The organism is Kribbella albertanoniae (genome assembly GCF_004348455.1).
In the GTDB taxonomy this organism is placed as follows: Bacteria; Actinomycetota; Actinomycetes; order Propionibacteriales; family Kribbellaceae; genus Kribbella; species Kribbella albertanoniae.
This window is the reverse complement of sequence record NZ_SMKA01000062.1, coordinates 1-16985: the sequence shown is the minus strand read 5'-3', so window position 1 is coordinate 16985 and position 16985 is coordinate 1. Positions and strand designations below refer to the sequence as shown.

Genomic DNA, 16985 nt, shown 5'->3' with positions numbered 1-16985 from the left:
CAGGATCAGCGCCATCCGAAGTCGCGAGGGTCGCCGTCGGGGCCGTAGGGGCTCCATCGTCCTAGGTAGGGCTTCAGGTCCTCTGGCTTGAGTTCGGGCTCCTCTGGCATGCCGGGTGGGTTGGACAGCGGGTCCAAGGCGGAGGCGTGAGCTCGAGCCCACGAGATCCACTCGGCCGACGTCGAGCTCGCCAGCTGCTCGAGTGCGTCGCAGTACTCGCGGATCGCGGTGGCCTGCTGCCAGCGCTCGGCCTGGGCGGTGAGTACCGCTGCGCGGTGGGCGTGGGTCGCCATGCGCCGTGCCCGGTCGATCGCCGCTTCCCAGGTGCGTCGGCGTTCGGCTTTCTCGCGGGCTTCCTCGATGCGGCGCAGATCGTCTTCGCCGGAGCGTGTTTCCAGTTCGTCGCAGATGTCCGCGAGCCACTCCTCGGCCAGAGCGCGCTTGCGGTCGGCCCAGTGGTGTCGGCGTCCGTTCGAGTGGTATCCCGAGAGCTCGATGAGGAGCCTTCGTGTCTTCTCGGCGTCGGCCGAGTTGGGCGATTCCTGGCGGATCTCGATGGCGTAGGTGTTGTTTCCGATCACGATCGCGATCTGGCCTTCGCGGCGTGCGTAGGTCGGTTCCAGGCGTCGGCCGTTCCAGTCGTATCCGCTGCGGACGTGGTGCTCGGACACCGATTGTGCCTGCACGCTGTGCCCTCGGCGGGTCATCTCCGCGGCGAGAGCCTGGAAGATCCGCAGGCTGCGATGCCGTAGGTCCTTCGGCATCATCAGCCGCTGCGTGTCTGCTCTGAGCGCGGCGATGACCGGGTGCACAGAGCGGAGCTGCTCGGGGACCGGAACCACGGTGCGAGCCGGTCTGGTGCCGTTGGTATTGGGATGTTGTCCGTCGCGCAGCTCGACGATGAGCTTGTTACCGGGGTGTGGCTGTGACTTCTCGATTCGAGTCCCCACTGGCGCCATGCCATGGCGTTTGGCAAAGTCGATCACCCGACGCCAGCGTGCCAGCTCTCCGTCAGCTTCGACATCGAGAGATACCCGCCGTTCAGTGACGAGCAGGCCGATGAGAGTCTCGGCGTCGGTTCGCCGCCGGTCCGTGATCGTCGTGCTCGGCGGGCGGGCGGCTGGACGACGTACCGTCGTCGTCCGCGGTTTGCTGGCCTTGCGAATCTTGGGCGCCACCAGCCCGGCCGTGGCCGGCGGTTGATGACGTGGGTCGTCTGGGTGATGCCCGTTCACGAGGTAGAACGTGCCTGCCTCAGTGATCTCGGCGTCCCACCGACCGCCGCTACGACGGATGGTGACCAGCCGGCGATTCAGCAGCGCGTTCGCAGAGGTTCGTGCCGGGATGTTCTCGTCTCCAGACAGGTCTTCGCCCACCGCGATGCGTTTGAGTACGCCCAGCTGGCGCTCGTTGATGCTGTCCCAGTACTTCAACCCAGAACCCCCAGGCGCCGTCGCGAAGCGTTGCTGACTCGATGACATTGAAGCGCATGCGGCCACTGTGACCGAAGCACCGGGCGCAGAAAGTGTCGGTGATAGGCGCGAGGATGCGTAGCGGTTGACTAGTGATGGGAGCAGGAGTTGAGCCGATGGTCCGCAGCGTGGAAGTTTCGCCAAGGAGATTTCACGACCACACATGCCTTGTGGGATGAGTACGGCGTCGATCGGGTGCGGGGCATCTCAGGGTCGCCGCGATCCGCACATGTCGTTCTGCGCTGCGCTGCTCTGTCATCAGACACAGACTCCGGCTGGCAGACCGACGGCTATTTCAACTATGCAGGTGCCGACAGCACAGGCATGAACAAGCCCGTGCTGTCGGCATGGCGCGACGGTCGACCCATTCAGGTCTTGCAACGCGCTGGGCGAGGTCTGTACAGATTCGTCGATTCGTTCGTCCTTGGCGATGTGGCCGAACGCAGATACCAGCGGCCTGACGGAAGATTTCAGGTGTCGATGGTGTTCCGGCTGCGAACTGTTCAAGATGTCACACATCAGCCGGGACAGCTGGCCGCGCCAGGCGATCCGGCGCGGGTCCGGGTACGCCGGGTCGAGCGCCTGGATCTGCTGTGTCGCGACGCGATGGACTCGCCATTGTGTGACGAGCGGCCGGAAACCAGGCTGTCCAAGTCGTTCGAGCGACATCTCATCAGTCAGGGCCATCCGGTGCATCGCCTCGGAATTCGTCACACCCCTGATTGCAAGCAGTTGCTGACGGACACCTGGATTGGCAGCCTGAACCTCCTGCTCGAGGCCAAGGCGGGTGCGACTCAGGAGCGTCAGAACGTGCGGATGGCGCTCGGGCAGCTCGCCGACTACACGCGTTTCGTGCAGGGCGTGCGCAAGGCTGTGCTGCTGGAGCGCCGCCCGATCGCCGATCTGCTGGATTTGTCCACGAGCCAGCAAGCAGACGTGATCTGGCGGGAAGACGACAGGTGGCTCTCCACTGGTCGTTGGCCGCGGTCATCAGGCATCGAGTTCTGGGAAGACGTCCGGCCAGGGGATCGTCACAGCACGTCGTAGCGCAGCCTGAGGTCGAGTGTGTAGCGCTGGGTCGCTGCTTGCCTCACGTCGTCCTGGGCCTTGGAAGGTTCGGCGCTGGAAGCTCCCGCCATCCAACGGTATGCCGACGCCTGAGTCCGGCCACGGTGTCGCCTACTTGGATTTCGCCCTGGTGTGCACTGTCACATGCGTAGTGAACGAGCTGACGCTCGGCCCGCCCGGCCAGTGCGGCAACTTCGCTCCAGCGAGCCGCGTGTCCGCGACGAAGGAGCGCGCGTGGCCGGAGCGAGGGGTGATCGGCGTACGAAATAAGAAGGCTCCGGAAGCAATCTCGCTTCGCGGAGCCGGTCTTGCTGGTGTCCGAGGCCGGACACGCACCTTAACCACACGCCTGATGCTTGAGGCTGTGGAGCGCGTGTAGGCGCATCAGTCATCGCCTACCTGCGAAGTCACCGGCCGGCTCTGCAGCTTGCGGCGTCGCGTCCACAGATCCGCCGACATTTCGGATGTCCCGTCAATGCGTTCGGCGTACACCGCTTTATCGATCCGGCCGTCTGTCCAGTCCATCATCAGCCCGGCGATCACTGCTTGGTGGTCGGCGATCCCCGCCTTGATCTGCTCCAACTCGTCCCGCAGCACACTGCCCCCTTGTCGTTCAGTCGCCCCAGCCTTGCACAATCTGTAACGGCGACACGAGCCACACCGAGATGAGAATTGCGGCAAGGGCCGAAAGCGCTTACAGCTTCATCAGCAGCGCCGGGCCACTCGTTGGAAAGTGAGCTCGACCAGGTAGTCAGGGTTGCAGCAGCCGTTCACGCAGTCCCCAACTGGCGGCTTGAGCAGAGGGTGTCCTGCGCGTCCTGATGGAATGACGAAGTCGATTTGATCGGGGTCCGGCGCGACTGGAGGCCTTCCTTTCGGCCGAATGGTCAGGAGGTCTGGACACGCACGACCAGTTTGCGTAGTCCGCGCAGGGTGTTGTTCACCTCCCACTCCAGTTCCACCGAATCGAGTCCGGTCACTCGGTCCAGCAGCGCGTCCAGCACTGCCGTCATCTCGAGGCGGGCGAGATTCATTCCGGCGCAGGCGTGCTCACCGCGGCCGAAAGCGAGGTGATCGCTGGGGCGGCGGGCGATGTCGAACCGGTCGGGTTCAGCGTATTTGCGCTCGTCGCGGTTGGCAGACCCGTAAAGCAGGACCACTCGGGAATCGGCGGGCAAGCTGTGTCCTTCGATCGTTACGTCTGTCGTGGACAAGCGGCTGAACCGCTGGATCGGTGACTCCAGCCGCAGGACCTCGTTGACGGCGTGTGGCACGAGGGTCCGATCGTGGCGCAGCAGCGTCCATTGGTCCGGGTTCGCCGCCAGGAGGTGAATCATGCTGGAGATCGCGTGGATGGTCGTATCGAGGCTGGGTGCGATGTAGTCGATGATCAGTCCCGGGACCGCATCCGCGGCCAGTTCACCGTCCTTGACCGCCTGGTACAGCCGGGCAGCCCAGCCGTCGGGTGCCAGTATCTCGGGGGTTGCCTCGGTGGCTGCGAATCCGAGCATGTCGGCCAGTTTCGGCATCGCGTCCGCCATGCGCTGGTTGGCGGGGCCGATCGCGTCGAAGGTCGCGGCTGCCCAGTCGAGCATTCGCTCCCGGCCTCGTGTGCCGAGTCCGACCAGTTCGGAGACAACTGTCATCGGCAGGTGTGTGGCGAGTTCGACGGCGTTGAACTCGCCCTGCGCGACCAGGCGGTCCATGACGACCGCTGCTTCGGCTTCCAGGCGGGGACGCAGGGCCAGCATCTGGTCCGAGCGCAAGGGCCTCATGAGCACGGTCCTGAGCTGGGTATGCAGAGGCGGGTCGCTGCAGAGTGTGATGCCCTCAAGGGCCGTGTTGACCTCGTCGTTGAGCATGACGCCCTTGGCCGAGGAGAACGTCTGCCAATCGGCGAGGGCCGACCGGACCTGGTCGTAGCGCGGGAAGGCGTACATGTCCAGCGCCTCCAACCGGACGATCGGACCGAGGTCGCGCAGTACCCGATATGCGGGGTACGGGTCGAGCAGGACATCGTCAGTGAAAAGGTCCAGAGCAGTGGCGGGGATCGCTGTCATCGGGTGAGGTCTCCGGCTCAAGGGGGAAGCCATGGGCGAAGCGTCCGAGCACATGCTTCGCTTGTGGCGCAGAGGGATCAGTGCTCGTGTCGCTCATGACCTCGCCGGTCGTCGCCTGTGCGGCTCATCGGCACCATGGAGCCCGATCCTGGGCATCCACCGGCGTGATCCGAGTCGCAACATATCGCATTGGCAGGGGGGCTAGCAGGTAGTGAAAGTCCTACTGAGCGGCTCTGTGCAGCCTCATACCCTCTGCCTTGTAGCTCAGGGGATTCGGTGCATCTGTGGGTGTTGTCGAGCGGCGAACGCTCAACTTTGACGCCCGAGGCAATAACGGATTTGAGCTGCTTTCGGTATGCCACAACAGGAGGAAGACAAGGTAAGCATCGGAGCTGATCCGACCGGCGCGGGAGTCCGACTAAAAGGTCATCACGGCGCTAGAGGCGGCGGGCTTTGCGGAGTCGGGCTTCGCCGACAGCGGGGCTGCGTTACGTCAGCGTGCGGATGCCGGCTTGTTCGATTCCGTCCACAGCCAGCAGCGCGGACTCGATCTCGCCGGGCTCGATACGGATGCCACTGATCTTGAGTTGGCTGTCCAAACGGCCGAGAAACTCCAGGTCGCCGGCTGGATTTCGGTGTACCCGGTCACCTGTTCGGTATTCCCGTCCGCTCGGGCCGTTCCGGAAGCGTCCGGCGGTCAGGTCGGGCTGGTCGAGGTAGCCGGTCGCGAGTTGAGGTCCACTGATGAGAAGTTCGCCGTCGTCACCGATTCGGCAGGACAGCTCAGCTACCGGCCGGCCGATCGGAACGGTTTCGCCAACCCATTCGGTCAAGTCTGCAACGGTGGCGACGACGGTGGTCTCTGTTGGGCCGTAAGTGTTGAGAAGTCGACCATGGGCGCGCGCTGCCAGCGGCGTACAGCCTCGGGCTGGGCCGGCTCGCCACCGATGATGGTCAGGCGCAGTTGCGCCGGAACGGCCGCGGCACCGGTGTGAACAGCGACCGCAAGCTCATTCCAGTACGCCGTCGGCAGATCCAGGACGGCGATCCCCAACTCGCCGCACCGCTGCAGGAACATGTCCGGCCGACTGATCATGTCGTCGTCCCGCAGTACCAACGTCGCACCCCGCGTCAGCGTCACAAAGATCTCTTCGACACTCGCGTCGAAGCCGAGAGCCGCGAACTGCAGTACACGATCCGACGGCTTGATGTCGTAGGCAACGTTTCGGCAGAACGCTTCCAGTGCGGTCATCGGCACCAGCACGCGCTTCGGGCGACCAGTCGAACCCGAGGTGTAGACGACATAGGCCGGGTCGTCGACGGTCCGCGCAGCATCGAGGGTCTGGATGCCGTTCGGTTCCACCAGCGCCCTCGGACGGCTGTCACGGAGGATGAGTTGACGCCTTGCCGCTGGGTACGCAGGATCGACGACGACGTAGTCGGCATCGAGCAGCAAGGCGGCCAGCATGCTCACGACGGCCTCATGGCTGCGCGGCAACTCGATGGCAATCAGCCCGCCGGCACCGGCTCCGGCCGCCCGAAGTTCCGCCGCGGTTCTCGACTGCGTCGATCAAAGCGGCGTACGTGAACTCTTCGCCGCCATCGCAAAGCGCGACCGACAAAGGACTCTGCTGGGCGCGAGCCGCGCCGGCGCGCCAAACCTCGCTCGACCTGAACACGGTCATCAACCTCACTTGGCCAGCAATCCCGAGGGCGGTAAGAAGAAAGTATTCGAAGTACGCCGACCTGACGGTGAACAAAGGCTGAACCTTGACCGACCCCGGACAGGGAGTAAAACTCCTATCATTTTCAGTGCGATAGGCGATAATTTATTTGGTTTGACTGCAGGAAAGGATGTGATGGCCAATTTGAGGTCGAAACGAATTGCGGGCTTGTTCAGGCCGCACTGGAAGCGGCTCGTGCTCATCGGCGCCACTGTGGCCGGGGCGTCAGCGGTGACTATCACCAACCCGTTCCTCCTGCGGGAGATTTTGGACACGGCGATTCCGGGGCAACGGCCGGGGCTGATCTCGCTGCTGGCGCTCGGGATGATCGCGGTGGCCGTCGCGAGTGCGTTGCTCGCGGTCGTGCAGGCGACCGCATCGGCGGTCGTTGGCCAGCGGTTGATGCACAGCCTTCGAGTCGCCGTTTACGCGAACATGCAGCGTTTGTCTCTCGACTTCTACACCCGGACGAAAGCCGGTGAGATCCAGACCCGCATCGCGGGCGACATCACCGGTCTGCAGTCCGTCCTCACCACGACCGCCGGGCAGTTGATCACGGCCATTTCCTCGATCGTCGCGAGTTTGGTGGCGATGGTTGTGCTCGACTGGCGCCTGACGCTGGTGTCCCTGGTGATCGTCCCGGTCTTCGTATGGATCGGACGCCGGGTGGGCCGGGTTCGGCAGAATCTCGCGGGGGTCAAGCAGCAGCGGGTCTCGGCGATGTCGAGTTTCGTCGGCGAGTCGTTGTCGATCAGTGGAATCATCCTGGGGAAGTCTTTCGGTCGCACTCAGGACATGACGAAGCAGTTCACCGAGCTGTCGGACGACTTGGCCCAGACCGAGTTCAAGGCTGCACTCGCCGGCAGGTGGCACTCTGCGTCGTTCCAGATGGTGACGGCATCGTTGCCGATCCTGATCTATTGGTCGGCGATCTTCACCTTCACCGGAGATGGGGTGTCAGTGGGCACGATCGTGGCTTTCACGGCGCTGCAGACCCAGCTTGTGTGGCCGGCGAATTCGCTGCTGCGGCTGATTCTCGAGGCGCGTAGCAGCCTGGCACTGTTCGACCGGGTCTTCGACTATCTCGATCTGGTTCCTAGCGTCGCCGAGCCGCGTTCTCCCCGTGATTTGCCGCGCAGCCGGGCGGGTCGGCGGATCGAGTTCAGGGATGTGTCTTTCACCTATTCGAGTGCCGAGCGGACTTCGGGTGGCGGTGTTCATCGGGTCTCGGTTGACATCGTCCCGGGCTCGAAGGTCGGCTTCGTCGGCGAGACCGGTTCGGGGAAGTCGACGCTGGCCATGTTGATGACCCGCCTGTACGACCCGTCCGAGGGGCAGGTGTTGCTCGACGGTGTCGACGTACGCGAGTTGTCCCGCGAGACTCTGGCCGACGCGGTCGGTATCGTGACGCAGGACCCCTACCTGTTGCATGCGAGCATCGCGGAGAACCTCCGGTTCGCTCGCCCTGACGCGACACAGGAACAGCTCGAGTGGGCCTGCCAGATGGCGCAGATCCACGAGTTCATCACCGAGCTCCCTGACGGCTACGACAGTGTCGTGGGGGAGCGGGGTTATCAGTTGTCGGGCGGTGAACGGCAGCGGCTTTCGATCGCCCGACTGCTGCTGAAAGACCCCTCCGTCATCATTTTCGATGAGGCGACGAGCGCGCTCGACACGTTGACCGAGACACGGTTGCTGGCGGCGCTGGAGGCGGGACTACCCGGCCGGACCATGGTGATCATCGCGCATCGGTTGGCCGCCATTCGCCGCGCCGATGTCATCCACGTCATGTCGCAGGGACAGGTCGTCGAGTCCGGCGATCACGGACAGCTGGCGGGCCAGGTGGGCGAGTATGCCGGTCTGCTGGCGGCAAGCGCGATCCGCCCATGATCGACATGTTGGAGAACGCCGTGGGTAGGAAGGAGCTTCATACCTTCCGCGCGTCGATTCGCATTGTCCTATGGACCATGAACTCACGAAGCACGCTACGGAAGTGGTCGATTCGGTCGGTGGCTGCCACGCTTGGTGCGGCGACCATTGCGGCGGCAGGTGCCGCGACGCCTGCAGTTGCCGCTGACTTCGACTGCCGCGATTCGCCGGTCTGCAGTGTCTCAGTGACGCCGTTGCGCGCGGTCGGCAAGTACACGGCTCAGGTGGACAACAAGTATTCGGCGAACGGTGCCCAGAGCTGGATCTGGATCTGGACGAGCAACATGGGTGCCCATACTGACTACTACCTCATCGGGGACGGCGCCATGCACAAGCTCTACACCGACAAGAAGAGTTCCAGATCTGCGGCGCTGCCTGCCGACGTCGCCAAGTTCAGAGCCTGCGGGCCGAACGGCTTCGGTCGTGACGAATGCTCGAACTGGGCCTGGCCCGGTCTGTGGAGCTGAGTAGTGACGGGCACTACTTGCTGATGGCGCGGCGGCGGTCGACGACGGGTCTGCCCAGTCGGCTGCCGCCGCGGCCTGACGCCTGTCAGCTCACTTGATCACTTGGTCCCACATGTCTTTGACGACACGTCCATTGGGGTGCGCCACTGCGTCTGCCCCGCGCCCCTGCGAATGGACTGCCCAGATCCATCCTGCACCCTGTGAGCCGGTGAGGTCCCGCAGCCAGGCCGCGCCGCTGGCGCCGTTACCCGCCGCGTTCTTGAGAACGGCACGGCCCGCCGATGCGGTTGTCCTGCCCCAGACGGTCCTTCTTTGCTGACCGTTGTAGGGTGCGGCCCCCGGCCAGCTGGGCTCGACCGTCCACTGGTCAGGAGCGTCGTCCCAGGCGAGGCCGTTCGCGATGCCGGCAACGTCCTGCAGTCGGTGGCCGTTCTGATTCGCGACGGTGACGAAGCCCTGGTCAGAGGCGTACTCCCTGAAGTCGATCCAGGCGTTGGGGACCCGGGCGCCGTCCCATTTCCACTCGCCCAGCCTTGACGGGCCGTTGTCATAGGCAGGGAAGAAGGAAACGTCGCTGTACCACCCGCCGCCCGGGCCTCCGTGCAGGCAGTGCGCGGCGGTGATGATGAGGTTCGCCTTGGGGCTGCTCACGATGGCGGCTGTGCAAGATCCGAGGCCTGCCGGACTCCGCACGTACAGCTTGCCTGCGCCGTACGGTACGGCGACGGCTGCAGCGCCGCCGTCCTTGCTCTTGTTCGGAGCAGGATCGACCACGACACCGGGCGACCTCGGGCCTGCATCGCTTGGCGCGATTCGGCCGCCAGGCGGTGCATCCAGTGGCTTGGCGCTCCGCCTTCGTTCGGGGGTCCAGACGAATGAGTCGCCGGTCGAGGGCAGATCGGCAGGCTTGACGGATGTGCTCGTCGAGGGTTCCTCGACGGTGTTCGCAGTTGCTGGGTTGGTGGGGATCAGACTTGCGGCCAACAGCGTCACGGCGACGGCCGGCAACCATGGTTTCAACATACCTCTGACGACAATTCAGGCCTCCAATTCGTGACACCGATAAGAGCGGCACACCGAGAAAGTTGAGGGGGAGTAGTGTTCCTACTCGGGAACGAGTGCCAGCAGATAAACTGATTCCGGTTTCCAGGATGGCTGACAATGTCTGCGTCACATGACCCGGAGGACATTCAATGATAGTGAAATTGACCCGTGTGGCCACGGTGGCATTTGCCGTCGGGGCGGCCGTGGTAGCTGCTGGCACGGCGCAACCCGCAGTGGCGAAGCCCGCGGAACTCAAGTACTGCGATTACATCTGTACGGCTGCGGCAGAAATAACCGCCCCGGCTTACAAGTACGAAGCGCAGGTCGACAACAAGCATACGGCCACCGGCAGTTGGATCTGGGTCTGGGGGAAAGGTAAGGGTGCACATGCCGACTACTACCAGGAGGGGGATGATCAGATGCGTCAGATCTTCTCCCCGAAGAACGGATCCAACTCAAAAGAATTGACGAGGAAGGTGGTCCAATTCCGGGTTTGCGGACCGAACGGCATCGGTGGCGACTTCTGTAGCGACTGGTGGGCGCCGAAGCCCTGGCGCTCCTGACCAAGATCCCCGGCCAGTCTGACGTCCAGTCCTCTTACTACTGGCTCGCCGGCATGAGTACGCGCGAACTGGTTCGGGGGCATCCCTGCCAACCCTTGGCCGTCGCGGATGGGTGCAGGCGGGCCGGCGGCTGGCGTCATAAGCGCAGAATTTCCACCGCCTGAGTGCGAGAACTGCGGCCGTGCTGCTCGACCTGGTCATCGGCCCAGATTCTCACAAACGCACTCGGACTGTCGTTGCGATCGACGCTGGCGGCTGGTCCAACGAAGCAGCTCGCTCCAGGCTCATGGTAGGAGCGGCTCTCCTCTCGAGTTGCGAGCCGCGGCCGCTAGCGTTCTTCGCGAAAGCGTGCTCGGCGAGAAGGTTTGCTCGCAGCACCGCTCGACTCCGGCCGTAGCTGGCTGGTGATCCGCGCCCTGTTCACGACGTCCCGCGGGTAGCGGGTTCAGTGCATATCCATAGTCAAAAGCGAATGAGGGAAATCTATGAGCTTGAATGGATGGGTTCGACTGGCCGCCGTCGGTGTGGTGGCCGTTCTCGGAACAATGACCAGTCCCGCTTGGGCAGCGGACACGATCTGCGCCTCCAAGTGCGTCGCGAACTTCGAAGTGTACGGGTACGCCCACTATCAGGCGCAGGTCGACAACGACTTCTCGAAGGCGGGCAGCTGGATCTGGGTTTACGGGAGAGGTCGTGGGGCGCACACCGACTATTACCTGTCGGGCGACTCGAAGATGCACAAGCTCTACACGCCCAAGAATGACAGCAGGTCCGAGGTGCTGCCCTCCAAGGTGGTCAAGTTCAGGGTGTGCGGCCCGAACGGTGGCGGCGGTGACTACTGCTCGGACTGGCGGCTTCCTGTGACAGGACCTGTCGGAGTCATCAAGTAAGGCTAACGGTGGGGGGCCGATGGCGGCTCGAGTTGTCTGGCTGGGCTCCACGGTGCAGACGGCATGACAGGTTTCGCGGGTGCCCGCGGGTGCCCGCGGGTGCCCGCTGGTGGGGCGCTACTTGTAGCGGTGCCAGAGTTCGGTGGCGCCGGATCTTAGGGTGGATAGGCGGTGGGCGTGGACCTTGGCGATGTCGGGGCGGTTGCGGAGGTCTGTGATGACGCTGGTGACGAGGATGAGTTCTCGGATTCGGCGGAGGGTGGGCCATGCGGGGAGGGTGGTTACGTCTACGCCGTAGGTGGTGGCCAGGGAGTCGTGGTCGTGGGTTGCGCCGAAGCGGAGGGCGCTGACGGCGGCGACGACGAGGTCGTAGGCGAGGGGGCCGAGGCTTGTGCCGTCGAAGTCGCAGAGGACGTAGCGGCCGGTGGGCTCGCGGAGGAGGTTGCCGATGTAGGCGTCGCCGTGCAGGAGACCGAGTTCTAGGTCGGGGACTATAGCGCGGTAGTCGGCTTCGATGGTGGACCACTGGTCGGTGAGCCATGCGTGGTCGTCTGGGGTGAGTCCGTCGGCTAGGGCTAGGCGGCTGCGGGCGCTGCTGAAGGGGTCCCAGGGTTTGAGGCCGGGCATCGGCGTGAGTTTGTGCCAGCCGAGGAGGGGAGCGGCGAGTTCGGCTCCGGTCCAGGTTGGGTTGCCGGCTTCGAGGAGTTGCCAGATGGTGGCTGAGTAGTTTTCGAAGAGGATCGGCTGGGGTTGTCCTGGGGTGAGTTGCGCCGCGGGAGCGTCGTGGTCTTGGAGCCAGTTGGCGATGCGGGTGACGTGGTCGGCGCGTTGGCTGGCCACGTCGCCGGCGCCGAAGCGTACGACGACCCCTTGCGAGGGGAGTCGGTAGACGGCGTTGTTGGTGTATTTGATGAGTTCGGCTTCGTCGGCGACGAGACCGGCTTCTTGGCAGATGCCTTTGAGGGCGTGCTTGAGTTTCTGGCCGAGCTCTGCGGTCAGGTTGGTCATGTGGTGAGTGCCTTCGGCGCTGTTGTGCGAACTGACTCGAGTTGGTGGATCAGATCCGCGGCGTCGGAGTTGTCGGAGTGGTATGACGACGCGGCTGTGCCGATCTCGGCGAGGCGGCTCAGTCCGCGGCCGCTGCGCAGGTGCTGCGTTTCGCTGATCACGTCTCGTGCGACGTCGATGCCGACGTTCAGTTCGTTCGTCCGGATCAGGTTCGTCGAGAGGATGATGCGGTCGAAGATTCGACTGCGGCGTGAACGATCGGGGCCGGACTCGCTGATTGCCTGGTGCGCGAAGTCGACGGCGCGGACGGCGTACTCCCGAGCTTGACCTGGGTCCTTCGCGTATCCCGCAAGCGAGTTGTAGACCAGCGCTTGATGTCCGGTGTAATCGCCAGGCGTGAAGTACAGCGTCGTCCAAGGAGAGACTCGGCTCTTGTCGGCGCGGCCCATCTCGTGTTCAGCGCGGGCGAGTGCATCGTGGACGTGGTCGTACTTACCGAGCATCGCGTAGGCGAGTGCTTCATTGGCGTGCAACCGGGCTACCTCGGCGGGGTCACCGGCGTCCTGAGCCGCGAGCTGACCGAGTTGGAGCATCTTCAGGGCTTCGATGGGCTGGTCTTCTTGCATGCTGACTCGGCCGAGTCGGTAGAGGATCGAGGCGGCGAGTGAGGGTTCGTCGGCATCCTTGGCCAGGACGAGTGCGTTCATCAGGAAGCGCCGAGCGGATGCTTGGTCTCCGATGTCGTGGAACGACCAGGCGAGCATGCTGCTGAAGTCTCCGAGGGAGACTTTCAGATCTCGGTGCGTCCGAGGATCAGCGGTCGAGTGGATCATCTTGCGGGCGTATCCGTAGAATCCGCGGGCTGCGTCGACAGCCGCTCCGCCGCCGTAGCGTTGATCGAGCTTGCGGAACTCGGCAGTCATCGAGAAGACCTGCTCGACGTCTGAGTCGGTGATCGCAGTCGGGACGGCGGCCATGCCGGTCGGGAGCTCGGGGAGCCACTTGCGTGCCTCGTCGTTCACGGAACCGAAGGCGACGCTGGCAACGGCGCCGGCGAAGTGCTTGCGATCGGCGTTCGTCAGATCGCGGTGCTGCGTTACGTCATGATCGAGATCGCCGTACGCCAGGCCCATCAAGCCGCGGGGGATCTCGAACGCGTCAGCTATGCGTTCGAGGACGTCGTACGCCTTGACCTGGCGGCCGTTGAGGATCTCGGAGACCTCGCCCTGGGACTGGTAGGTGCGCGCCCCTATGTGCGTCTGGCTCCATCCGTGGCGTTGAAGCCAACGGAAGATGCCTGCGGCATCACGTGTCGCCAGGACTGCACGCAGTTCCGGCCGGCCCCACCAGGTGGGGTCGAGTGTCGGATGCGGTGCCGTCATCGTCACTCCTTGTCCCCAGGCGGCTCTGTGAAGTTAGCCCGGGCGCATCCGGTGCGTCTATCGGCACTGCCGATGTGTCCAGCCGATGAGCACGGCCTGTAGTGGACGGGACGGTCGGAGCGCCATGGTTCCAATACAGAGAGTTACCCATCGCTCGACCGAAGGAACCATTCATGACGATGCCACTGGCCATCGTGATCTGCCTTGCTGCTGTACTGACCATCGCGATGCTGACCGACCTCGCGCGAGAGCTCAGCGGGCGCCATGAATGAGGACGACGTCGGGATGGTGCACGCGCGCGGCTACATCCGGAAGACGTTCCTCATGAGCGAGATTGATCTGGCGAGGGCTCGCCGGATGATCGTCGACACAGCGCAACGCGAGGGCGTCGAGTTGGCCGCGATTCATGTCGAGGAGATCGAGACGTCGCCGGAGGCGTTCCATGACTTGCTCGCGGTGGTGATGCGGGACCAGCGGCGAATGATCATCGCGCCAGACGTTCAGCACTTCGAGGTCGCGGGGGAGCCGGCGTCGGTCCGGCAGCGACTGGAGTCGAACGGGATCACGATCGTGCTCGCCGACTAGGCAGATGGGAGGTCGGCGACATGGTGGGCACAGGTGCGCTCGGCTTTATCTCGATGCAGTTCGTCGGAGACGACGGGGAGCGGCTCGTCATGTGTCGGCGACTCAACGCGTGCGCCGACGAGCATGCGGTGCGGCTGCTCAAGGTGTACGTCGAGCAGTCGGGCCAGCCCGCTGCGGCGTACGAGCTTCTTGGCGAACTCGTCGAGTCCGACGGGCTGGCGCTCGTTGGACCGACGCTTCACCATCTCGCGCTGCTCGGGAACCCACTGGAGATCCGCGATCAGCTTCAGCGGGCCGGTCATGACGTTCTGATCGCCCTTAAGCCGGCGGAGCGGACGTGCCGAGGGGACGACTCCTCATTCTCCTCAAAGTCCCCTGCACCCCGCGTCCGTTCCGCCGCTCCACCGGAAGCCGGTGACCAGCCACCTCACTGATCCCTGGTCACCGGCTTCTGCCCCGAAGGCTGCGCCCATCCGGTTCCCCTACCGGGTGGGCGCAGCGCGTTGGTTCGCAGCGTTTCGCAGGAGTCCTTATGTGCCGGATCTCTGACTGGTCGTGCGTTGAGTGGCTATGGCGAAGAGGCGAGTGGTACGGCGTGGCTCCTGGGTGAGAGTGGATGCGCCGGAGCGGCCGCTGGTGCTTCATCCGCAGGCGGCTCGTGTTCTGCAGCGGATCGTCGTACGGCTGGCAAGGTCGCGGTGCTCGACGGAGGACAACCAGGATCCGGCGACGTCGAAGGCTTGGCAGGTGGGGAGGCGACTCGGTGTTGGTTCAGTAATCAGTTCAGCTTGACGTGGCAGAAGTTCGATCGGTTCGGCGTGTCGTTGTGGATTCCGAGTCTGGGCGGTCGGTTCGATCCGGAGAACACGATGCACGACATGGCGATGACGATTACTGGTGGGCTGTCGAAGGCCGAGCGGCAGCATGCGCAGAAGCGAGTTCGGGCGCGATGGCCGCGCAGGTGCTGATCGATTGACGACACCAGGCGCCTAATCCGGTCCGCTGCACAACAGATTGTCCGGCCCCTCCCAAATCCGACCCGCCGTCGAGATGCGCGTGGTCGTGCGCTGACTACACACTGTAATGGTGGCGGTGGGTGACTGAGATGGCGAAGAAGCGGCGGCCGACGAAGCTCGGTGACTTGGCACTGCTGCTGTGCCTGGGGACAGTCGCGTACTACGGGTACCCGCCGCGGCTGAACCCGGTGGCGTGGGCCTGCGGCGTACCTGCAGTGTTGCTGTTCTGGATGTTGTTCCTCATGCCGACCAAATGCGACTATCTGACCACCCGGCGCAAACCATGCGACCGGGGCGTCCGTGGCAAAGTAGGCGGCTGCCGGGATCACGCACGCTGGAAACGAGACGCGATGTTCGCCGCATTCGGCCGGCGCAACCCCGGCCAGCGATTCAGGATCGCATGGTCCGCTCAGGATGCCGCGTTGCCGCCGGCTCCTGTCCGTCAGACCAGAGACGGGGAACGCCAGTCGGCGAATGCGTCCCGCGGATCCTACAATCTCGTGATGTTGATCGCGACGGTGGTCAGTGCACTCGCGGCCTTGGCCGCTCTTCTCCCTCGATAGGCAATTCTCGCTGACCCGAGACTGGCGAGGTTCCGGTTCTTGCAATTGAGTTCAGCGGGCTATTCGAGGTGATTAGATGGCTGGTTTGAGTAGGTTGCGGCGTCGTCGGGGATCCGGTCGTGACGAGGCCGGAGTGGGATCACCGCAGATGGCATGCAACATGTCGACGGAGTACGGGTCACGGCGGTCCCGACGTCCGGGCCTGCGATCGAGCGCGTGGAACGAACCTCGGGATCGAGGTCATGGCTTCATTGGTCTGGCAGGGTGCCGCACGCCTCTGATCCGATCGGCACCTCTGCGACTGTGTGCCATTCGTACATTCGACTGTCGCGGTGGAGTTCGATCAGCGTGGCGGTCGGAACTGAGATTTGAACTGGCTCTGACGAGATGGACTCGATCGCTGAAGTGATCGCTTCGGCGGGCTGGGAGCTGGAGGAGTAGGCGAGGGTGACGTGGGGTTGGAAGCCGTCGGCCCGGTCGGGGACTGAGTCTGGCCCGAGCGCGTCTGCGATTGAGGCGCGCACGGCGGTTCGGATTCGGTCGATCTCGGTTGGTGGGAGAGCGGGGAGGACGATCGCTTCGGGGCGGATGACTGGTCGGTGGAATTCGACGGTGGCTGGGGCGAGGGCGGCCAGCCGTGCTTGAGCGGCAGCTATCAGGATGCCGACTTGGTCGGTGGTGACGTCGGCGGTGTGACCGACGCCCTGCATGGTGAGGTGGAGCCACTGATGTGGGATGAGGTCGAGGCCGGGGTGGCGGGCGAGTTCGGCTTGGTAGGTGTCGACGAGGCGGTGGAGTTCGTGTTGGCCGTCGAAGGTGATGTGCCAGGTGTAGAAGCGTGTTCCGACCTGCCAGCCTGGTCGCCACCACCAGTGGTTGCGGAGCTCGGTGGCGTGTTTGTAGGTCCACTCGGGGCTGGGCATCCTGTCCGCCTTAGATCTCGGAGCGAATGGTCGGAGCCCATGCTGACACCTTGTCCTCGCGGGCCGGGCCTCACTGCTGTTGCGAGGTGGCTCGGGGGCTGTGGGCGGTGTCACAGGCGCCGTCAACTACTTTGGTCCGCCGAGTGGGGTGGGCGAGGCGCATCCGGTGCAGCGAGCCGCGTGTCCGCGACGAAGGAGCGGGCGGGAGCGGCGGCGGTGGCGAATGAACGGTCGCCCGAGCTGCAGTCGAAGGAAGCGGCGGTAGCCGCGTGAGATGGGGGTGGGTGGGGT

16 protein-coding genes and 1 pseudogene are annotated in these 16985 nt (G+C 64.3%); 8 read left to right on the top strand and 9 right to left on the bottom strand.

The genetic code is table 11. The features are described 5' to 3' along the window. Positions 1–5: 5 nt before the first annotated feature. A complete protein-coding gene (locus E1261_RS16220) occupies positions 6–1433 on the bottom strand; it encodes a KOW domain-containing RNA-binding protein (protein ID WP_132407473.1) in 1428 nt (475 codons plus the stop codon). Between the two features lie 363 nt (positions 1434–1796). Between E1261_RS16220 and E1261_RS16215 the strand changes: the two genes are divergently transcribed. Further along, positions 1797–2519, top strand: coding sequence for a hypothetical protein (locus E1261_RS16215; protein WP_132407471.1), 723 nt, complete (start codon positions 1797–1799; stop codon positions 2517–2519). Positions 2520–2924: 405 nt separating this feature from the next. On the opposite strand, the gene E1261_RS16210 is transcribed toward E1261_RS16215, so the two are convergent. From E1261_RS16210 to E1261_RS46415, 3 genes and pseudogenes are all read right to left on the bottom strand, one after another. Next, complete coding sequence (locus tag E1261_RS16210; protein WP_132407469.1) at positions 2925–3137, bottom strand: hypothetical protein; 213 nt, start codon at positions 3135–3137, stop codon at positions 2925–2927. A 290-nt stretch (positions 3138–3427) separates the two neighbouring features. Further along, the gene (locus tag E1261_RS16205; RefSeq protein WP_132407467.1) at positions 3428–4600 is read right to left on the bottom strand and encodes a cytochrome P450; all 1173 of its coding nucleotides are present in this window, start codon (positions 4598–4600) and stop codon (positions 3428–3430) included. Positions 4601–5088: 488 nt separating this feature from the next. Continuing rightward, positions 5089–6104 (bottom strand): annotated as a pseudogene (locus tag E1261_RS46415) (AMP-binding protein). Here E1261_RS46415 and E1261_RS16190 point away from each other — a divergent pair. Together E1261_RS16190 and E1261_RS16185 are read left to right on the top strand one after the other, a co-directional pair. Next, on the top strand, positions 6067–8214 hold the full coding sequence (locus E1261_RS16190; RefSeq protein ID WP_202874738.1) for an ABC transporter ATP-binding protein: 2148 nt from the start codon (positions 6067–6069) through the stop codon (positions 8212–8214). The pseudogene E1261_RS46415 and the gene E1261_RS16190 overlap by 38 nt on opposite strands. Before the next feature lie 119 nt (positions 8215–8333). Then, a complete protein-coding gene (locus tag E1261_RS16185) occupies positions 8334–8720 on the top strand; it encodes a hypothetical protein (protein WP_132407461.1) in 387 nt (128 codons plus the stop codon). Positions 8721–8810: 90 nt separating this feature from the next. Here E1261_RS16185 and E1261_RS16180 read toward each other — a convergent pair whose 3' ends face one another. Then, positions 8811–9743 carry a trypsin-like serine peptidase gene (locus E1261_RS16180; protein WP_132407459.1) on the bottom strand — a complete coding sequence of 311 codons (933 nt, stop codon included), beginning with the start codon at positions 9741–9743 and terminating at the stop codon, positions 8811–8813. Positions 9744–9919: 176 nt separating this feature from the next. On the opposite strand from E1261_RS16180, the gene E1261_RS16175 reads away from it, so the two are divergent. After that, complete coding sequence (locus E1261_RS16175) at positions 9920–10327, top strand: hypothetical protein (RefSeq protein WP_132407457.1); 408 nt, start codon at positions 9920–9922, stop codon at positions 10325–10327. A 485-nt stretch (positions 10328–10812) separates the two neighbouring features. Next, positions 10813–11217 (top strand): hypothetical protein, encoded by a 405-nt coding sequence (locus E1261_RS16170; protein WP_132407455.1) that lies wholly within the window; start codon positions 10813–10815, stop codon positions 11215–11217. A gap of 117 nt (positions 11218–11334) precedes the next feature. Here the strand turns inward: E1261_RS16170 and E1261_RS16165 are convergent, their stop codons facing one another. After that, a complete protein-coding gene (locus E1261_RS16165) occupies positions 11335–12225 on the bottom strand; it encodes a phosphotransferase family protein (RefSeq protein WP_132407453.1) in 891 nt (296 codons plus the stop codon). Continuing rightward, on the bottom strand, positions 12222–13607 hold the full coding sequence (locus E1261_RS16160; RefSeq protein ID WP_132407451.1) for a helix-turn-helix domain-containing protein: 1386 nt from the start codon (positions 13605–13607) through the stop codon (positions 12222–12224). The genes E1261_RS16165 and E1261_RS16160 overlap by 4 nt, the downstream gene beginning before the upstream one ends. 264 nt (positions 13608–13871) lie before the next feature. Here E1261_RS16160 and E1261_RS16155 point away from each other — a divergent pair, with 264 nt between their 5' ends. Next, positions 13872–14192 carry a hypothetical protein gene (locus tag E1261_RS16155; protein ID WP_132407449.1) on the top strand — a complete coding sequence of 107 codons (321 nt, stop codon included), beginning with the start codon at positions 13872–13874 and terminating at the stop codon, positions 14190–14192. On the opposite strand, the gene E1261_RS16150 is transcribed toward E1261_RS16155, so the two are convergent. Beyond that, on the bottom strand, positions 14189–14494 hold the full coding sequence (locus tag E1261_RS16150; protein ID WP_132407447.1) for a hypothetical protein: 306 nt from the start codon (positions 14492–14494) through the stop codon (positions 14189–14191). The two genes, E1261_RS16155 and E1261_RS16150, sit on opposite strands and share 4 nt — an antisense overlap. A 486-nt stretch (positions 14495–14980) precedes the next feature. Here E1261_RS16150 and E1261_RS16145 point away from each other — a divergent pair, with 486 nt between their 5' ends. Continuing rightward, positions 14981–15160 carry a hypothetical protein gene (locus tag E1261_RS16145; protein WP_132407445.1) on the top strand — a complete coding sequence of 60 codons (180 nt, stop codon included), beginning with the start codon at positions 14981–14983 and terminating at the stop codon, positions 15158–15160. Between the two features lie 137 nt (positions 15161–15297). After that, positions 15298–15771: a hypothetical protein gene (locus E1261_RS16140; RefSeq protein WP_132407443.1), complete on the top strand. Its 474-nt coding sequence runs from the start codon at positions 15298–15300 to the stop codon at positions 15769–15771. A gap of 248 nt (positions 15772–16019) precedes the next feature. Here E1261_RS16140 and E1261_RS16135 read toward each other — a convergent pair whose 3' ends face one another. After that, positions 16020–16694 (bottom strand): 2'-5' RNA ligase family protein, encoded by a 675-nt coding sequence (locus tag E1261_RS16135; RefSeq protein WP_132407441.1) that lies wholly within the window; start codon positions 16692–16694, stop codon positions 16020–16022. Positions 16695–16985 lie beyond the last annotated feature (291 nt).